Origin of the sequence: Acholeplasma granularum ATCC 19168 (assembly GCF_000526235.1) — a bacterium.
GTDB classification, from domain to species: domain Bacteria; phylum Bacillota_I; class Bacilli_A; order Acholeplasmatales; family Acholeplasmataceae; genus Acholeplasma; species Acholeplasma granularum.
In genome coordinates, this window is record NZ_JAFR01000009.1 from 104,259 (window position 1) to 125,822 (window position 21,564).

General features: G+C 28.2%; 12 protein-coding genes and 2 tRNA genes. 11 read left to right on the top strand and 3 right to left on the bottom strand.

Translation table 11 applies throughout. From position 1 onward, the window contains the following. Nucleotides 1-8 precede the first annotated feature (8 nt). The 5 genes from G324_RS0104195 to G324_RS0104215 are packed head-to-tail and all read left to right on the top strand — an operon-like array spanning nucleotide 9 to nucleotide 14,129. Nucleotides 9-3,119: an Ig-like domain-containing protein gene (locus G324_RS0104195; RefSeq protein WP_025725148.1), complete on the top strand. Its 3,111-nt coding sequence runs from the start codon at nucleotides 9-11 to the stop codon at nucleotides 3,117-3,119. 5 nt (nucleotides 3,120-3,124) lie between these two features. Continuing rightward, nucleotides 3,125-7,642 (top strand): heparinase II/III domain-containing protein, encoded by a 4,518-nt coding sequence (locus G324_RS0104200; RefSeq protein ID WP_025725149.1) that lies wholly within the window; start codon nucleotides 3,125-3,127, stop codon nucleotides 7,640-7,642. Between the two features lie 11 nt (nucleotides 7,643-7,653). After that, nucleotides 7,654-9,204 (top strand): type 2 periplasmic-binding domain-containing protein, encoded by a 1,551-nt coding sequence (locus tag G324_RS0104205; RefSeq protein WP_025725150.1) that lies wholly within the window; start codon nucleotides 7,654-7,656, stop codon nucleotides 9,202-9,204. A 6-nt stretch (nucleotides 9,205-9,210) separates the two neighbouring features. Continuing rightward, nucleotides 9,211-11,442, top strand: a complete 2,232-nt coding sequence (locus G324_RS0104210) for a polysaccharide lyase family 8 super-sandwich domain-containing protein (RefSeq protein ID WP_025725151.1) — start codon at nucleotides 9,211-9,213, stop codon at nucleotides 11,440-11,442. Between the two features lie 2 nt (nucleotides 11,443-11,444). Next, nucleotides 11,445-14,129 carry a glycosyl hydrolase family 28-related protein gene (locus tag G324_RS0104215; protein WP_025725152.1) on the top strand — a complete coding sequence of 895 codons (2,685 nt, stop codon included), beginning with the start codon at nucleotides 11,445-11,447 and terminating at the stop codon, nucleotides 14,127-14,129. Between the two features lie 34 nt (nucleotides 14,130-14,163). Here the strand turns inward: G324_RS0104215 and G324_RS0104220 are convergent, their stop codons facing one another. Beyond that, entirely contained in the window at nucleotides 14,164-14,991 is an 828-nt protein-coding gene (locus G324_RS0104220) for an AraC family transcriptional regulator (protein WP_025725153.1), read from the bottom strand. A 153-nt stretch (nucleotides 14,992-15,144) separates the two neighbouring features. On the opposite strand from G324_RS0104220, the gene G324_RS0104225 reads away from it, so the two are divergent. The 4 genes from G324_RS0104225 (at nucleotide 15,145) to G324_RS0104240 (ending at nucleotide 18,977) form a co-directional block, all read left to right on the top strand. Further along, complete coding sequence (locus tag G324_RS0104225) at nucleotides 15,145-16,656, top strand: galactose-1-phosphate uridylyltransferase (protein WP_162146889.1); 1,512 nt, start codon at nucleotides 15,145-15,147, stop codon at nucleotides 16,654-16,656. Further along, nucleotides 16,653-17,747 (top strand): phosphotransferase, encoded by a 1,095-nt coding sequence (locus tag G324_RS0104230; RefSeq protein WP_025725155.1) that lies wholly within the window; start codon nucleotides 16,653-16,655, stop codon nucleotides 17,745-17,747. Before G324_RS0104225 ends, G324_RS0104230 begins: the two co-directional genes overlap by 4 nt. 112 nt (nucleotides 17,748-17,859) lie before the next feature. After that, nucleotides 17,860-18,444: a DUF402 domain-containing protein gene (locus G324_RS0104235; RefSeq protein WP_162146890.1), complete on the top strand. Its 585-nt coding sequence runs from the start codon at nucleotides 17,860-17,862 to the stop codon at nucleotides 18,442-18,444. After that, nucleotides 18,441-18,977, top strand: a complete 537-nt coding sequence (locus G324_RS0104240) for a phosphatidylglycerophosphatase A family protein (protein WP_025725157.1) — start codon at nucleotides 18,441-18,443, stop codon at nucleotides 18,975-18,977. The genes G324_RS0104235 and G324_RS0104240 overlap by 4 nt, the downstream gene beginning before the upstream one ends. Nucleotides 18,978-19,048: 71 nt before the next feature. Here the strand turns inward: G324_RS0104240 and G324_RS0104245 are convergent. Next, nucleotides 19,049-19,123, bottom strand: a tRNA-Gly gene (locus tag G324_RS0104245). A 105-nt stretch (nucleotides 19,124-19,228) separates the two neighbouring features. Here G324_RS0104245 and G324_RS0104250 point away from each other — a divergent pair. Together G324_RS0104250 and G324_RS0104255 are read left to right on the top strand one after the other, a co-directional pair. After that, complete coding sequence (locus G324_RS0104250) at nucleotides 19,229-20,356, top strand: M50 family metallopeptidase (RefSeq protein ID WP_162146891.1); 1,128 nt, start codon at nucleotides 19,229-19,231, stop codon at nucleotides 20,354-20,356. Next, nucleotides 20,353-21,105 (top strand): class I SAM-dependent methyltransferase, encoded by a 753-nt coding sequence (locus G324_RS0104255; RefSeq protein WP_025725159.1) that lies wholly within the window; start codon nucleotides 20,353-20,355, stop codon nucleotides 21,103-21,105. The genes G324_RS0104250 and G324_RS0104255 overlap by 4 nt, the downstream gene beginning before the upstream one ends. A gap of 29 nt (nucleotides 21,106-21,134) precedes the next feature. Here the strand turns inward: G324_RS0104255 and G324_RS0104260 are convergent. Beyond that, nucleotides 21,135-21,208, bottom strand: a tRNA-Thr gene (locus G324_RS0104260). Nucleotides 21,209-21,564 lie beyond the last annotated feature (356 nt).

Below are 21,564 nucleotides of genomic sequence, written 5' to 3' on the forward strand. Positions count from 1 at the left end.
AAAAAAATATGAAAAAATTACTATCAATCATGTTAGTAGCATTATTTGCACTAGTTCTAGTAACGAATCAATCATTCGCATTAGAAAAAACTTACTTATATAATGGTGTTAACCATGAATTTGGCACCAAAGAAGCTAAAACTGTTTATAACGCAGAATTAACTACAACGACACCTGTTACATTTACAGGTGAGAGTGCATTAACTAGTATTACAAAAACAACTTCATCACCAAATGCAGTACTTGCAAATCTTACAATCGAAAATGATACACAACTTAATCAAAATGTTTATAGTTTAAATACAAGCAATATAAGTGGTGTAACAAGTGGCAACGCAATTTCAGAGATGAAAATGGGTAGATTAGCAAATGTAGTTGCAGCTGATGATAATTCAACTGGTAATTCAACTGCACTACATTTAGATATTAATTATGTAACATACGAAGTAAGCTGGTTCCAATTATTCGCTAGAAATGGTGGTAAAATTGGTGGAGCAAACACAAATGTATTAGGTAAAATTATGCATATGCGTTGGATTAGTGGACCAGGAACAAATCTATATTTTGGTAATGCCGATTCAGCAAATGCAACAAACTATAACCTTCCAAATACAAACTTTAAATTATGGGAAGATTTCTCTATTAATAAATGGTATAAATTAGTCATCGTATTAAATGACAATGGTGCTAAAGAACAAGATTCAATTGATTATTTTGTTGATGGTAAACACATGTTTACTAAAGTGGGTTTAGCTGTTGATTTTAATCAAAATATCGAAGACTTAACAATTACTCAACAAGCATCAGGTGCAAAATCAAATCAAATCAAATTTGCACATATTTATACAACAAAGTTAAACCGTGCAACACAAATTAATGCAGCAAATAAAACAGTAACAACAGGAGAAGAGTTTCAATACGAATTAGACCTTGTTGGCCCAAATGTAGATAATAGAGTAACATTTGATCAATATGATGTTCAAATTGAAAATGAATCAATTCTTACATATGATGCACAATCAAACAAATTCTTAGCACTTAATGTAGAAGAGGCAACTTCAACAAATGTAACATTTACATTAACATCTACTAAAGATGAAGAACCTGCAATTGCAAAAACAGTAAGTGTTACAGTTGAACCAACAACTGAGGATATCTTACCTACATCTGTAAATCAAGAAAATTTATTAGGTGATTTAAAATTAGTAGTTGGTGAAAGACTAAATTTAAATGGATTATTTAGTGTAAGCCCTGAAACAACTACAAATAAAACATTAACATATACAATCACTGACTTATCAAATGATGTTGTTAGTGTTCAAGGAAATGAACTTGTTGGGGTATCAGCAGGAAGTAAACAATTAACTGTTACATCAGTTGCAGATCCAACTAAAACAATCACAGTAAATATAGAAGTAAAAAATGCAATTATTGAAGGATTAAATGACTTTAATATTGCAACAACATACCCAGAATCTAATCCAACAAACTTTATTGATGGATGGGCATCACGTGGTTCAGGTTCAAAAACTTATGGCCTTGTTGATATGTATTTAGATCCAGTATTTGGAGTTGTACCTAGAATTAATGGTGCAGGACTAGCAGCAAATGCTGGTGCAACAACAATATTTAACAGAATATTATTTAATGAAGAAACACCATTTGTTGCTGATAAAGATTATATCTTAAGAGGATATATAAAAGTTGAAGGTACAAACTTAGGTAGTCACCGTGGTGAAGTAAAAATCTTAGTACTAAAAGAAGGTAATACTGCACTTGGTAGTGCACTTCCTTATACAACAGCTTTCCAACTTGCAAACAATGCAGGTAATCAAGACAGATGGGTATACTTTGAAACATCACCAATTAATGCTGACATATTAGCAGGTGCAATTGGTTTCCAAATAGAAGCTATTTCTTGGAATAGCAATGATGGAGCGAATGTATCATTTGCTAACTTTGGATTTGTAGAACAAGATACAGTTCAAATGATCAGTTCACAATTTGTTTACAATAACGAACTGGCAACAGATATGACAGCTAATTTAAATGATGAATTACAATTTGGTATTAAATATGTTCCAAGTAAAGCAACATCAGATGTTTTATATCAAACATCAAACGAAGAAGTTGCAACAGTAGATGCAAACGGACTAGTTAAAATTGTAGGTTACGGTACAGTAGAAATTTCTTCAACTGTAAACACAGTAACAAGTACTATAACAATTACTGTACAAAATCCTGTAAACTCAATTGTTGTTGATAAAAATGAATTAGACATCATTGCTGGTCAAAATGGAGTTGTAAATGTAACAATCAATCCAGCAGATTATACAGATGTTATTGAAGTGATTGTTGAAAATGATGCAGTTATTTCATATACATTTGTTGAAGGTCAACTTACAATTACAGGTAAATCAATAGGTAGTTCAAAAATAACTGTAAAAGTTCAAGGTAAAGCAATCGAACAAGTTATTGATGTTACAGTATTAGACGTACCTGTTACAAATATCACATTACGTGTAGATGGTGAAGAAGTTACATCCCTAAATGGTGTGGAAACATCATCAATCACATTACAAGCTGTTGTATCACCTGTAACAAGAGTAGATAAAACAGTTACTTATCAATCATCTAATGAATCTGTATTTACAGTATCAGCATCAGGTGTTATTACACTTCTAGCACCAGGAACTGCAGAACTTACAGTAAAAGCTGGTGACTTTGAAAAAGTAGTAGAAGTTACAGTTACAGCAGAGCAAGTACTTGCAACTGACATCATTGTTGATGTGGAATCACTTACATTAAAAGTTGATGGAAAAGGAAAAATTAATGCTACATTAAATCCAACAAACGCATCAGGCACAATAAGTTTTACATCATCAAACCCATCTGTTGTAACAGTTGATGAAGCAGGTAATGTTACTGCAATTTCAAGTGGTGAGGCACAAATTATTATTACAAGTGGTGTTTTAAGTCAAACAGTTGATGTAGTAGTTGAACAAGAATCAACAAGTTCAAATAATTCATTAATTGTAATACTTTCTTCAATCGGTGCAGTCATACTACTAGCAGGAGCTACAGCGTTTATAATCGTTAAAAAGAAAAGAGTTGTTTAAAAATTATGATAAAAATATCAAGTAAAATTTTAATAATTCTAAATCTATTTATTATAAGTTTTTTGATATTTGGAAATAATCTAGTATATGGGGTAACGGAAGTTGCCCCTATCCTGGTTATAGATGGTCAAACCATCGAACTAGATGTCGCAGATACTTATATACTTGAAGATAAGTTTTTTGGTTATGTTTCAGATAAAGAAAACCTGATTTGGAATGTTATTGATAATGATGCAATATATTTTGTTGAAGAAACATTTAAAATATATGCTTTAAGTGCAGGTGAGGCAGTTATTTCTGTAAAATCAGCAGATAATTTACTATCATCAGAATTCACTATTGTTGTCAAAAAAGTTAATTTATATCCACAAGGTGATTTTGAACATTTCGCTTCAAACTCACAATGGACTGCAAGTAACCAATCAATTAATGATTGGAGATTATATACAGGTAATGCACCGGTTACAGAAAACCAAATTGTTAAAATTGATGAGGTCATGCGTGATGGTTTATTAACTAAAACAGTACATGCTGAACATAAAGAAATTGCTTATAGTACAATTTATAGTCATGTAGAACTACCTGGACCAGGATATTATTATGTAGAGTTTGATATGAAGGGTGAAGATATTAGAAACCAAAGAGTATTTGGGCGTTTCAATGTCAATCAACCAACAGCAACTCAAACAATTGGAATGAATGGAACATTTGATTGGCAATCATTTAGATCAGATGTTGTTGAAGTGACAGGTCAAACCTTACAAGTCGAACTTTATGGTGCAAACTATATTGGTAAAACTTGGTATGATAATGTTGCAATTTATAGAACAGTTAAAAAAGATTATTTTGGTTACGAACTGAATACAAATTTAATTAACTTAACTGTAGGTAATACTTTTAATGTTGTACCTTCTGTGAATCCAGAATCACAAATAGATTTTGTATTCTACTATGAAACACTTAATCCTGAAATTGCAACAGTTGACCGTTTTGGTCAAGTTACAGCAATCTCTAATGGTATAACAAAGTTAATTGTAAGAGACAAAGAATTAGGAATTGAAAAAAGTGTTTATGTACTTGTAGGAGAAGAATCTCCACTTCAAGCACCTGCAATAGATATTGTTATGGGTGAAGATGAAACTAAAGTACATGAAATAACAATTACAGGTAATACAAATAATGTTGTTGCTTATAAATACACAAATCCAGAATTTGGTAATTACTATATAAAAGATAATAATACTATCGTATATTCACCAAACAAAAACTTTAATTCCGAACAACTTCACAGTTTAAAAGGCACATCATATGATACATTTAAAGTTGTATTATATGAAGAAAATGTTGGTTATAAATTTGTTGATGTATCAGTTTTAGTTGAAGCAAAAGATGATCCTGCAACTGTTGTAGAATTCTGGCAAAGTACTCAGAAAAACACTAAATTAAGTAATGGGTATGTTCAAATTATATCTAAAGATATTGAAACCGAAATCCCAGAAGTTAAAATGGCAGATTTAAATAAAGATGGTAAATTAGCCTTAAAATCTAATGCTTATGAAAAAATAACAACTAAACTAGAAAATGGAACATTAACTGGTGAGTCTTTAAATGGTGGAACAATTCAAATTCTTGAAGATGGTAAAACACTACCAATTCAAGACAGATATTTCCCAGCACTATCAAAACTCATTTATGGTGTGACCTATGAATTTACACCAGCAGTTGATTTCTTTGGTTATGACTATTTTAATATTGAAATTACTAATGGAACTAAAAAAACTATATTTAAAGTAACCGTTTATGTAGCACCAGATGCAGTTGATTTTAAATTTGACGAAACTGATTTTAGTGGTGTTTATGTATTAGGTAATGATGAATGGTTAGAAGAAACAAGACAAGCTTATACAAATAATGATCCATATATTACACGTTGGATTGATGAATATAAAGACCAATTTGCAGTATACAATCCAACAGGTGTACCTGCAAATGCACGTTCAGGATTAGAACATTTAGGTGTTTTATATCAAACAACTAAAGATCCTAAATTTGCGACTATGGCATGGAATCAATTAAATGAAATTACTAAAGACAACACCTTTAGTGGTGGTGATGGTACAAAACGTTCATCATGGGGTGGTGCAAGTAATGGATTCTTAGATGCTGCCATGGTTACATATTCCGTAGCATTTACTTATAATTTAATTTATGAAACACTAGATGATGCACAGAAACTACAAGTTGTTCGTGCATTATATGAAGAAGGATTCTACTGGTTTGAAACCATTCAAAACCCGAATGTACTGCTTCATGGTAATAACCACAACATGCTAATCAACGGTAACCTTGCGATTGCAGCATTAGCTGTTATGAGCTATGAAGGTGAAATTGATGTTAAAGTTGATGGTATTGAAAAAACAATTAATGTTAAAGAAATGGCATCTGAAGTAGTTTCATATGCATATGAACTTTTACAAGTAGCATTAGTACACTACAGTCCAAGTGGAGGTTTCCCAGAAGGACCTGGTTATAGTTATTATGCACACCGTAATATTATTTCTTTATTAGCAACCCTAAAAAATATTTATGGTGGTAATTCATTTGATGAACTATATACATTTGGATTAACGAACCTAGACGGTATTTTAAAATATCCTGAATACACATTATATGCATCAACACCAAACAATGATATGTTCTACTATAATGAAGGTGGAGCAAGTATTAATCAACCAGGATTATTATGGTATGCGCGTATGGATGAAAAATACATTCCATATACATTAATTAACAAAATTATTTTTGAACAAGGTACAAACTCAATTTTAGGACTTCTATGGTATAAACCAGGTTCATTTGATAATTTAGATGTATCTAAAGTAAGACCTTTAGATGCACTACTTGAAGTACACGAATTTGCATCATTTAGAAATGGCTTTGGAGATAATTTTGGAATTTATGCAGCACTTAAAGGATTTGATCCAACATCTAATCTATTTACACATAAATCATTAGACTCAGGAACTTTTGAACTGGTTGCATACGGTGAAAAATTTATTGAAAACTTTAGTCATGAAGACTATCAAGTATCCGTTCCACCAGGTTTCTGGGATTATGATTATGGCCGCTGGACATACTATAAAAAACAACCACAAGGGCACAATACAGTTATATTTAACCCACTAGATAATCCAGTATTACAACAAGATCCATATGAACATGCTCCAATTACAAAATTTGTTACTGAAGCATCAGGTGGTTATGCAATATTAAATTTATCAGATGTTTATAAACAAAACGTATTAACATATGAACGCGGACTAAAACTTGATGAAAACCGCTCAGTAGTGACAATTCAAGATGAATTTACATTACGTAAAGAATCTGAATTCTACTGGTCAGCACATACAAAAGCAAACATTGAAATTATCAATGATAAATTAGCAGCACTATCATTAAATGGTAAAAAAGTATATGTAAAAATCAATAGTGATTTAGGCACATTTGAAAAAATGTCTGCAAATACACCATTACCTGGTACTTCTGCAAGATTCTTTAATTTAGATAATGAAGGTATCAACAAACTCATCATTCATGGTAAAAACATTACACAGGGACAAATTTCAGTATCATTTATACCATCAATGAATGATTTAGATAGTAATTCATTAGATAAAGAAGTTACAAACTTAAATGATTGGACAATTACCGATACAAACTTTGAAAATGACATCCAAGTAGAAGATATTAGTTTTGATGGGGTTACCGGTAATCAATTTAAATATGAATTTATTCCATACCAATATAGTTACTTAGTAAAATTAAGTCAAACAGAACAATTTGTACCAAAACTAAATGTTGCATATGATAAAGATTTATATGAAGTAGAAATTATCAATGCAAAAACATTTGGTCAATTATCATACGTACATGTAAAGGATAAATCAACAAATCAAACAAGAACATATAAATATAGATTCATGGTTGATATATTTGTTGATGGATACGATACATTTACCAGGCATGAAAATGTTGTCGCACAAAGTGATTCTGAAAATGTTAACTATTTAATTGATGATGATAGACAAACAATATGGAGAAACATAGATCGTAGCGAAGTAATTTTTGATTTAGGACAAACAAAACGCGTTTCAAATATATCAATGCGTTTTACAAGTGGTATTATATATACATACTACTTTGATATTTATGCAGGTGATAGTCTAGATAATTTAGAGCCAGTATATTATGCAGGGTATAGTACAAATGCCATCGGTGATGAAATGTTTTCATTAGGTGAAGTAAATGCAAGATATGTAAAAATTGTATTTAACGGCAATAATGACAACTATGAATCCGCAATCTCAAGAGTTAACTTCTATGATAACAACTTAGAATATACAGAAGAAGTAACAGTTTCAAATAATAACCTTTGGATTTATATTTCATTAGGATCTGTAAGTTTAATTGGTATTTCAGCTTTAGCTGTAGTGTTAATTACAAAAAGAAAAAAGATTAAGTAGAGGTCAAATATATGAAAAAAATATTTAGTTTAATCTCAGTTATCATCTTAGCTTTCATTTTAGTAGCTTGTGGTGGTGGCAATAAAAAAGGAGATTTAACAATCTTCTTATACCAAGAACAAGTGGTTTATAACAAAGACATGCCAGTGTTTAAAACAGTAAATGATCAGTTAGGTATCAACTTAAGAGGTTATCTACAACGTTATGATAGTGACTACCGTAATAGATTTACAACAGGTGGATTCCGTTCTAACTTAGTAATTTATGATCAAGATACCATTGAATCTTATGGATTTAATGGAACATATATTGACTTAACTGACTTAATTGATACACACGCTCCAAACATTAAATCATTTTTTGATGCAAACCCTGAACAAAAAGCATGGGCAACTGCATCTGATGGTAAAATCTATGGTGTTCCATTTTATACAGATGGAAGTACAGCAAAAGCTTACTTTGTAAGAAAAGACTGGGTTGACACATTAAGAGCAGCGAACAAATTAACAAACATACCTGAGGACTTAAACACTCTTACCGTACTTGACTTTGAAAACTTACTAAAAGCATTCAAAGATAATCGTCAATTACTAACAACTCAAGCAAACATCTACCCATTCTTTGATCAAGATGAAGATTTCTGGATTTCAGAATTAGCTAGTTTATGGCATGCTACAGGAGAGTTTTATGTAAGTAGTGAAAACGAAGTTGAATTTGGTCCAATCCAACCAGAATTTAAAACAGCTGTTGAAAATATTGCACGCTGGATGGAACTTGGTTTAATTGATCCAAACATTTTAGATGGTTCAAAAAATGATGATAGACAAACATATTTTGCTAGAAACGTAGGTGGTGCTACACGTGGTTGGATAGGTACAACATATTCATTTAATGATGATGTTTATTCAGATATCATGGTTGATGGATTTGAAGTTGTAGCAATCGCTCCACCAACACGCAGTGATGATACAAAATTAGAACCAACAATTAGAAAAGAAATTGGTAAAGTTGGTGCAATTTATAGTGGCACAACTGAGGCTGACCAAATCAAATTAATTAAGTGGATGGATTATTATTTTTCTGAGGCTGGTCAAGAACTTCTAAACTTTGGTATATTAAATGAAACATATACTAAAGATGGAGAAAACTTCACATATACTGATAAAATTCTAAATGATAACGCAACAGCTACAGCAAACCTTTATAAATATGGTGCACAACTTCAAAGCCCTGGTATACAAAACTTTGCTTATGAAGCTGCATGGTTAAGCCCAGAAGCAGTTGCTGCAATGGAATTATATGTTGACAATGGCTACCTAGATTATGGATACACAAAACTAATTTATCCAAACATTAAATTAAGCCGTCAAGAATATGCTGATGTTAACGCAGCACGTACTCAAATAACAAACGAATTAAATCAACAACTCTACCAATGGATTGTTAATAAACAAGCATCTAAAGGTATTTCACAAACAGATTGGGATCAATTTGTGAATTTAATGAATCAATCAGGTGCACAAAAAATCATCGACATTTATCAACAACACATCAACCAATAAATATTAATGAGAAAACTAATAGAAAAAGACATCAAAAATATTAAAAACATACGAAAGGATACGAAGGATAACTTTGTATTCTTTCGTTTTGTTTTATCTAAAGATATCAACCCATCAATATTAAAAATACATTCAAATAACCATACATATGATGTACATATATCAAATCAAGGCACATACCAAATATATATACCTTTTAGTACAAAAATATACCTTGAGCATCATACACCTCAATTATTTACACAATTTGAATATTTAGAAAAAGATGATTCAAATCTAAAGATTATTGATTACTATAAAAATATATATTTAGTTCAAAAACCAATAATAAACTACTTACCGGATGATATTAATACCTACATAAAAAATATAGAATTTAGACATTCTAGACAAATCACGAATGCCTTTAGATTAGTCTTGGAAAACATTCAAAACAAGATTAAAAAATCAAATAATGACTTCATAGAAGATATTCTAAATATCGATACACTTATAAATAAAGCTTATAACATCAATATAAACTATCCACAAAATTGGTGGGATTATGAAATAGGTATACCTAAAGCAATTATGCGTATACTCGTACTAATTTATGATCATCTAGAAATTAACAATATACTATATTATCTAGACATAATTTATAGATTTAGCCCTAAAGCTGACATCATGCATTATAGATGGGATGAAAGAAAACAACTTAAATCAACAGGTGCAAACCTTACAGATTTAATTGAAATAACCAACTGGCGTTATATTTTTCATGAAGACTACAAACTATTAAAAAACAACTTTAAATTACTTATTAAAGTATTTGACTATGTAAAAACAGGTGATGGATTTTATAAAGACGGTTCATTTATACAACATGATTATGTTGCATATAATGGTGCTTACGGTGAAGTTTTATTAACAAACATCAGTTACTTAATGACTACATTTTTAAAGTCAAACATAAAGATTAATAAAGTATTAGATAAAATATTTACTTTAATTAAAAAACACTTTTTACCATTTATATTTAATGGATATTTTTTAGATACTTTAAGAGGAAGAAGTATCTCCAGATCAAATAACACTGATTTTTCTACAGCAAGCCGCATAATTAATGCAATACTTCGACTATCTTTATTATTTGATAATAAAAGAAAAAATATTATCATAAGATTAATTTCAGAAAACATACATCAAGAGTTTCAAATTGATGATGATTTAAAAGATATAATATTATTAAACAAAGAACTTAAAAAAACATCCCTTACAAGAAGTTATAATCAAATGAATCAATATGTATATCAATCGAAAAATCATTTTTTTGGTGTATCACTATCTAGTAAAAACATATTAACTCATGAATATATGAATGGTGAAAATAAAAAAGGTTGGTATTTTAACTTAGGTTATACGCCACTTTATATTGGACCTAAATCAATCTACGAAAAAGGGTATTACCCAACAATAAATCCATATTACTTAAGTGGGGTAACAAATTCTAATAAAGAAATATCATTAGACGAAGAAGGACTTCTTCACTTAAATCAAATGACATTTGGTTTAACACTTTCTAATCAAACATGGATTCATTTTGACCTAAATTCACCATTTGATCAAACAAAGGCAAACAAATCCTACCTCTTATTTGAACAAGGACTTCTTCAAATTGTAAGTAATGTAAATAGCAACTTAAATGTTCATACAACCATTTATAATTTAACTGATGTTGACCTAATAAGTAAAAATGAAATTATTTTTGGTGGTAAGTCTTTAAATATACTATCTAATCAAGAACTCGTTTATGAAACTGAAAAACTTAAAGGTAGTTATAAAGATATAAATGACTTTGAATCAACAACACCTTATGAAAAAACATATTATAAAGCATATGCCGAACATAAAGATAATCATAATTTATGGTACATGCTGACACTTAAAACCAGTGATAAACTACCTAAAGTTATAGTTTTACAAGATGATATTCATGTTGTAAACTATTTAAAATATACATATATAAATATATTCAATGATAAGTTATATGAATCAGACATATTAATTGAAGGTACCGGAAATTACATATTATTTGAAAAAAACAATCAAAAACAACTATGGTTTAAAACCTTAAACCAAACCCAACTATCAAACATTAAAATTACAAAATCAAATGTAGATTATGAAATACTTTCAAATAATAAATATAAATTTAGTGAACAAAACAAAATAATTAAGCTCACCTATGAGGTATAATCATGATTAAAAAGATAACGACACTAATTATGATAATAGGCATCATAATGATTTTTATAATGCCTAAATCATATGCATATAAAGATAACTATTATAACGTCAATGACTATGGCATCTATGGCAATGACAAAATTGATGATACCGTTAAAATACAAAATTTAATCAATAATTTACCTGATACCTATGAAGGTATATATTTTCCAAGTGGAAAATATATCGTATCGGGAGAACTTTTTTTTGCACCCAAAGTCAATTTAAAAGGTGCAATAGATGGTTCTACAATTATACACGGTAGTGATAATGAATATGCTGCAATATTTAGAGATAGATTTAATGTAGATTTAAGTAATATTATAATTGAAAACTTTATATTTGATAATGTATTAATATTTTCTAATAGCAACAATCATGACCGCTTTACCATTAGATATAATGTCTTTATCAATGGTAAAAAACCAGACATGAATTTAATGACCGGTTTAAAACCAAATGCCGACAATTTAAATGGTGGTGAATTAACTGCATACTATATTAGTAGGAATTATCAAGGTATTGATATATATGAAAATATATTTTTAAGAGATGAATTTAGTAAGGGTAGAGGTATTGCAACATACTATAATACTAACTCAAATATCCACCATAACTATTTTGGATTACTTGAAAACTATGATCAAACAAAACATCTTGTAACAGCAAACATTCAAAGACTATACAATAACATTCAAAGATCATCTAATAATAATGAATTAATACTCAATAGTGATCAAGGCTATTTTATGACTGCAATTAATAATTTAAATGGTGATCAAAATATTCATATAAATAATAACATCATTCATATTAATGACCACATAGAAGAACTACATTATAACGATAAAAGTGGATTAACCCTAGGCTTTAACCAAGATCATTTAATCTATTCTAAAGGATTTGATGGACTATTTATTTATAATAACTACTTTAATGGACAACAAAATAATGCAGATGGTGGCGTTAAAATAAGAAATGGTAAAAATGCTGTTATATATGGTAATTATTTTGATGATGTAGGGTTACTATTATATATTCAAAACGATCATCCAATTAAATATTTTGAATCCTTATATGTTGCAGAAAATACCTTTAATATTAGAACTAATCATGGACTATGGGGAAGTGGTATAAGTCTAGGTTTTTATATTGTTGAAAGTTCAAAAGATATCACAATAAAAGATAATCAGTTTATATCAGACAAATTAGGAATTGATCATATTATGTTTGATTATAGATATCAAATCGATGATATAGATAATTTACATATTAGTAATAATATAAATACCACAAAAGATGAACCTATACTGCTTAAAATAACAAGAAGAAAAAATCTAGCAGATATTATATCTAAAACAAATATAATAAGTTTAAATCCATACTACCCATCAAACCTAGAAATATTTAATCATCCACTTAATGATATTTACCTAAATGAAGTGTCATATGAAATTATAGAAGATTCAATATACAGTGACGGTGATATTTATGTTAATAATCAACCTTATAATTTAAGCAAACTCTTAATTGATGATGAAATACTTATTATTGAAAAAGACCAAAAATTGCGCAAAATTGAAGGTGTAGATATTTTAATTGATGTAACACTAAAAACAATGTTTACCTACGGGAAAAGTGATGAAAATAATACATTAAATTTAAGAAATAATGAATCGAATCTTCTACAATATTTATCCGATTATTCAAAAATAGAATATGATCCATATTTTGTAAATATCACGTCAAATATAATAAATACGTTAAAAGAAGGATATACCAAAATAGATTTATTTGATGAATTTGGAAAAAAATCATCAATTGATCTTTATATATATAAAAAACTTGATGCACAAATTCATATAGAAGATTCAATTTATAGATATGAAAAATCAGCATATGAAATACCTTTAAATTTATTAGAAAACTATTATGAAGTTATTTGGCCAGAATCTTTTCAAATAATTGACGAAGAAAATTTAATTGCAACACAATCAGGTGATTTTCAAATAGAAATTCTTGATAAGCTCACCATGAAAAAAATAATTCAGAATATTAGAGTAAATAACGAATTAAACTTTAGTCTACAACAACATACTAACCCATTTTTTGTAGGAACAATTGTAAAAATTAATTTAAAAACTATCTATGATAAGGATATTTTAGAAATAACTACATCAACTAACTTAAAAAAAATAGGTGATTTTACATTTGAGGTTATATCATTTGGTCCTGCATATATTAAACTTACTAATAAAGTAACGAATGAATCTAATCAAAATAATTTTAATACATTTGACTACATATCTAAAATTAATTTAGAATCAGAAGTTACACAATTAAACATCGATGAATCATTCTTACTTAAACCATTTATAGAAAATGAATATGAACTGGATTCATTTAGTTTTTATTCAAGTAATAATGATATTATTAGTGTCAATGAAGCAGGCCTATTAACTGCTAAAAATAAAGGATTTTCAGTGATTACCGTTCAAGGGGATTACTCTAAAATAACACATACTTTTCTAGTAAACGTTATAGAAGATAATCAAAAAATGAATGTATCACTTTATACAGTCATAGCTGGTTTAACAATACTTGGAATAAGTAGTGCATCATTTATTATCTATAAAATTAAAATGAATAAAAAATAAAGTAAAAAGGTTGTATCAAAATTGATACAACCTTTTAATATGTCTTCCTATAAATAGAAGGAGATACATTAAAATAGTTTTTAAAAGCTTTAGAAAAATGGGCAACATCATCATAACCGACAAAGTTTGCAGCATATTTAATCGATATATTAGGTGATTTTAATAAATCTGCAGCCTTGTTTAATCTTAAAGAAATGATATATTCTATAATATTTAAATTATATTTATTTTTAAATAAATTCGTTAAATAATTATGACTTAATGACACGTGATTAATGACATCAGAAACCTTTAAATTAGGATCAGAATAATTTAATTCAATATATTTCACAGCCTTATCAACATAGTCTAGTTTATCGAAGTTATATCTATATTGTTCCTTAAGTAGGATAGTGATGATTTGTAGAAATAAATCATTTAAATAAATAGGATATAAAGTATCATCATTTTCATATTTAAATAAATTCTTAAAGACATCCTTAATATCATTAAAGTAAAAAGATTTTAAAACAGGGTTATCAATACTAAAGTTTAATAATTTAAATAAAACATTAATTTCTTCTTGATTACCATCAATATCAAACCATACATAAGTCCAAGGATCATTTAAATTAGGATAATAAGACATCATTTTATTTTTAGGTGTAATAAATATTTGGTTTGAACCAATTTCATAAGATTTATCATTTAGATTAAAATAACCTGTTCCTGATAAAACAAAATGTATAGTATAGTGCATGTGTTTTCTTTCTTGTTTAATACCTTTTAAGATATTAAAATCATGTGTTCCAACAGACATGATACTAAATTTTGGTAAAGTTGACTGAATGGATTTGACATAAATGGGTCTTTCTTTAAACATAAATTACGCACACCTTTCTATAAAGTATTATATCACCTTAGTGTGAAATAATACAAATACATATTAAATTTCTACATATTAATAAGGTTATTATAATGATAAAATATAACTAATAAATAACTTATAAAAAGTTTTTTAAGGAGGTATTTAATAATGATTTATCAACATATTGAAAATTTAATATCTTATGGAATCTATAATCTCTTATTAGATCCTAAGGATGTAATTTATAAAAGAAATTTATTATGGGATGCCCTTAAATTAGATGGTATGAATAACCTACCTAAACCAACAATTGATCCATCAAAAGAAACGACACCTGATAAAATATTAAATGAAATTATACATAGTAGTGAATTTATATTTAAAAATGAAGAAAATGAATTAATTACTACAAAACTCATGGGTATATTAAGTTTATTACCATCTAAAATTATAGATAAATTTCATAGTTTTAAATCCATAGAAGATAGCACAAATTGGTTTTATGATTACCAAATAAAAAATAATTATATTCAAATTAATAAGATTAATCAAAATATTATATGGAAATCAAAAAATACAATACACCCACTAAAAATTACTATAAATTTAACCAAACCAGAATTAAGTAATGAAGAAATTAAACGTAAATCACTTGTAGAAAAAAATGATTATCCACTTTCATTATTAGCTAAAGAAAATGTCGGATTTAAAGGTAATTTAAATCATCCGGCAAGACAAAACTTAAGAACAATTCCAATTTTGTTAAACAATGAATCATGGTTTTGGCAATACTCACCTTACGGATATTTTAAAGAACACTTAATTGCAATCAATGATGAATACACCCCAATGGTTGTAGATCATGCAACAATTAAAAAATTAACTAATTTTGTTGATATGTACCCACATTATTTTATAGGCTCTAATGCGAGTCTTCCAATTATTGGAGGATCTATATTAAGTCATGAACACTTTCAAGGTGGTAGAGAAACTCTACCTTTAATGAAAGTTCGTGAAGGCATTAAATTTATTGATCCGGAATTTTTAGATGTTAATATCACCAAACTTAATTGGTATAGTAGTGTTCTACGTTTTGAGTCTATAAACAGAAAAAACATCATAAATGCAGCAACAAAAATATTAAATCATTGGAAAAGTTATTCAAACCCTAAAATTGATATCATTTCAAATACAAATAATGAGATGCATAACTCTGCAACTATCATTGTAAGAAGAACTAATGATGCATACATTCTAGATATGATACTTAGAAACAATCGCACAAATAAAGATTACCCACAAGGCATCTTCCATGCACATAAAAAGCATCATCATATCAAATCAGAAGGTATAGGTCTAATTGAAGCGATGGGGCTATTTATACTACCTGTACGCTTAAAAAGACAAATCAATACTATCACTGATTATCTATATAGTGGTGAGGAAGACCTATTAACAAATGATTTAAATATACATAAAGAATTTATTAATTACTTAAAACAAAAAACACAATCAAAAAAACTAAACAAAGATGAAATACATGAGATTATTAAGAATGAAATTAACTTAATATGTGAAGACATTCTAATTAATATCGCTGTATTTAAACCGAATATGGAAGGTCAAATGGCATTTGATGAATTCCTATTAAATCAAGGACTTGAAAGGGAAAAAAGATGATTAACATTACTAAAAACTTTAAATTTGAAGGCACACTTATTAATACATTTAGATATGGACAAGGACATATTAATGAAACCCATGTTGTTGTATATAAATTAGATAACTTCAAATACAGAAGATATTTACTTCAAAAAATTAATTCTAATGTCTTTAAAGATGTTGAAGGATTAATGAAAAACATTAAAAGAGTAACCGAATTTGCTCATCAATCAATTATTAATGAAGGTGGTAACCCTTTTACAGAATCATTAACACTTATACCTACAATAGATAATAAAGACTATTATGTAACAAGTAATAATGAATATTGGCGTGCTTACATATTTGTTGAAGAAGGACTAGGGTATGAAATGGTTAATGATAATGAACTCTTTTATCAAAGTGGTATAGCTTTTGGTAAATTTCAAAAGTTATTATCAAATTTCGATGCAAATACATTAAGCGAACCAATTAAAGATTTTCATCATACAAAAGTAAGATTAGATCATTTAAAAGAAGCTATTAAAAACAATATTGCCAAGAGATTAGATTTTGTTAAAGATGAAATTGAATTTTACTTAAATAGATATGAGTATGCAAGTAAGATTACAACACTTTTAGAAAGTGGTAAGATGCCTTATAGAGTGACACATAATGATACCAAACTCAATAACGTACTCATTAATCCAATTACAAAAAAAGCACAATGTGTCATTGATTTAGATACAATCATGAAAGGTAGTATCATTTATGATTTTGGAGATTCCATACGTTTTGGTGCAAATGATAACTTAGAAGATGAAAAAGATCTAACTAAAGTTAACTTTAATATTGAAAAGTATAAAACTTTCTCTTTAGGGTTTATTAATGAAGTGAAAAGTGTTTTACATCCACTTGAAATTGAAAACATGGCATTTGGTGCAATTTTAATGACTTATGAATGTGGCATGAGATTTTTAACGGATTACCTTAATGGAGATACGTATTTTAGAACAAAATATCCAGATCAAAATCTAGACCGTACAAGAACTCAGATGAAACTTGTAGTAGATATGGAAAAAGCATTACCACAGATGAATGAAATAATTACCAACATCATAAATAAATAGATTACTTAAAATAAGCTCAAAGAAATTTTGAGCTTATTTTTATGGAATAATTAAAAATAATTAAAACTTATCTAAGCAATGTTATAATAAAGACCACAGGTGGGATAATATTATGAAAATGAAAAAAGGCAAAAAAATTCAAATTCAAGGATATAAACATGATGGTAGTCTACATAGAGTATGGACAAGTTCTTTTATTATTGATGATAATGAATCTTATTTAGTAACAGGAAATCATCGTACGAAAGTTATTGAATCTGATGGAAGAAACTGGTATACTAAAGAACCCGCATTATGTTATTTTTTTGAAGAAGAATGGTTTAACATTATTGCGATGATAAAAAAAGATGGCATTCATTATTATTGTAATGTTTCTAGTCCTTATGTAATCGATTTAGAAGCAATTAAATATATAGATTATGACTTAGATATTAGAATGTATCCGAATGGTAGATTAGTTGTTTTAGATCATAAAGAATTTACTCAAAATGCAGATAAAATGCAATACTCAGAAGATATAAAGAAAATCGCTCTTCATGCGATTACTGAACTTAAAACATGGATAAGAGAGAAACGTCCTCCTTTTGATAAAGTCACTGTAAATCGTGATTTAGAGACGTTTAAAAAGATATTAGCACACGAAGAAGAACTTAAACAAATTAAAACAAACAAAGAAAGAAGGGCAAAAATCAGATGAATAACAAATCATATGATGAAATGAAATATGATTTAATCGTAAGAAGATTAAATCAAAGAGGGGTAGAAGTAATTGATATTGCTAACATAACACACGGATTACAAAAGCAATATCTAAAAGATTTAACGCTAGAAACATGTATCGAACACGTAAATCGTGTACTTGTGAAAAGAGAGGTTCAAAATGCTGTATTAACAGGGATTGAACTAGACATTTTAGCAGAAGAAGGAAAGTTAAGTGAACCTTTATCAACACTTTTAATGACGGATTATGGTCTTTATGGCATTGATGAAATATTAGCGCTATCTATAGTAAACGTCTACGGTTCTATTGGACTTACAAATTTTGGATATGTCGATAAATTAAAATTAGGGATTATTAAAGACTTAGATTCTAAGGTTGAAGGGGTTTTACGTTGTAATACATTCTTAGATGATTTAGTAGGAGCTGTTGCAGCAGCAGCTGCAAGTAGTATTGCACATAGATATGCTGAAACAAGTGTAGTAATTGATGCATATAAAAAAGGCAATTAATAAAGAAATTTAAAATATAAGATAAATAAAATAAAAAACTATCCTTGGTGGGATAGTTTTTAAATATTTACTGGAGCCGGTGAGCAGGATCGAACTGCCGTCTAAGCCTTGGCAAGGCCTTGTAATAACCATTATACGACACCGACAGGCTGCCTTATTATAATATCAAATATCAGGAGTGTTTGTCAAGCCATATTTTTAAGAAAATGATAAGTTTAGATGTTATAATATTTTAGAAGAGGTGATTTGACTTGAAAAAGAATTTACTTAAAGTATTAATCATTATAATTATAGGTATTTTTATAGGGTTTATGGATACTTTTTTACAATATGAAGGATACTGGCATCATTTTAAATTAGGACTTGGAACATCACCTATTTATTTTCATATAATATATGGGATCATTTCTGTATTTTTAGCAATACTATTTCATGAACTCGGACACTTTATAAAGTTTAAACGTTTAGGTATTGGTATTAAAGCAATATATGTTCTAGGTTTTGCATTTGTTAAGGAAGATAAGAGATGGAAATTAAGATTTGCACCAATGTTCTTTCTACTTGTTGGTGGTATTGTTATACCTGAACACATAGAAATTAAAACTGAAGCAGATGAAGTTAAAATGATTGATATTTTTAAGAAAGTACTTCTTGCAGGACCTAAAGCATCAATTATATATGGTGCATTTGTATTTATATTATGGGTTGTCTTCTTATTTACAAATCTCTACATTATAAATGGTATATTATTCACCCTAATGATTATAACAAGTTTAATGACAATACTTGCCGTAATGTCATCAAGGGTAAGTAAAAACGGTTTATATGGTGATTTTGCAGCAATAAAGGCTTTTGATAAGGATGAGTTGTTTAGATTATCTTACTTACTTCAATTAACGACATTTTTAGAACACAGCACTGAAAGTGTAAATTATTTATGGCCTAAAATCGTTAAGATATTATCGGAAAGAAATTTTCATTCAAACAAGTTATATGCAAATTTGTTAAGTCAGTATTTGCATGAAATTACTTTTAATCATCAAATAGGTTCAACAGCAATTGATTCTAAAATTAATCAATTTTTAAGAACGACTAGAGATGATGAAGAAGCTTTTGCACTTTATTTTCAAATAATATATTATTATGAATCTTTAGGAAATAAAGAAAAAGTAATAGAAATGTTAAATAAATTAGATATTACCAAATTTAATGTGAATTCAAAGGTCATGATGTATTATTTAAAACTATCTAATCATCTATTAGGATTTAAAGATGAAATGGATTTTTTAAGTAATGATAAGAATATAGTTTCAAGTTCACTTTCTTGGGTATATAAACCTTTAAGATTGAAATCTGAAATTAAGGAAATAATCAAATGAAAAAGTATACTAAAATAAATGCATTAATGTTTGATAAATGGGTAGAAGAAGGATGGAAATGGGGTATTCCAATTACACTAGATGCATATTATGAAGCACAAAAGGGTAATTGGGATATGCAACTTACACCAAATAAGTTTGTACCTAAAGAATGGTTTGGTAATTTAAAGGGTAAAAAAGTATTAGGGCTTGCTAGTGGTGGTGCACAGCAAATGCCTATTTTTAAAGCCTTAGGTGCAGATGTTGTATGTCTTGATTTTTCTTCTAAACAATTAGAAAGTGAATTAATTTTTTCTAAAATGGCAGGTTATGATATTAAGTTAGTAAAATACGATATGACAGATCCCTTACCATTTGAAGATGAAACCTTTGATTTAATATTTCATCCAGTATCTAATGTCTATATAGAAAAAGTCGAACCTGTTTTTAAGGAATGTTATAGAATACTTAAAAAAGGTGGCATATTATTATCAGGACTTGATAATGGACTTAATTTTGCATTCGATTCAGAAGATGGCAAAATATTATTTGATTTACCATTTAATCCGTTACTAGATAAAGAGCAATATGACTTTATGGTTTCAAATGATTATGGTATACAATTTTCACATACACTTGAAGAACAAATTGGTGGTCAATTAAAATCTGGTTTTACTTTATTTGATTTATATGAAGATACAAATGAATCAGGCATATTAAAAGATAATAATATTCCGACATTTACTGCAACAAAATCCGTAAAGATATAAAAAAAATACCTTCAATGAAAGTATATGAATGGTGCCCAATGCAAGAATCGGACTTGCGATTCATCCTTACCATGGATGCGTGATGCCACTTCACCAATTGGGCATATTTATGCGTGCAAAATGATTATATCAAACTAAAGATTAAAAATAAAGCCCTAATGGGCAATTGTGAAATTCTTTACAACACGCTAAATTTTAAATATGTGTAAATCATTCAATTTATATATGAGTATTTACATTATGAAAATGTCTTATAAACATAGTCTCTTATATTAAAAATACATAAATTTACTTTATTCAAATGAGTGAATATAAACATAAAATCTAATTAGATGGATGTTTTTAAGCCAAGTAGTCATTAAACTCATGAAAATAGATTACTCTAAGTACGAATAAAAATAAAATATGTTTTTATGTTGTTATTTACAAAATTAAAGTGTATAATGACTATAGGTTTGA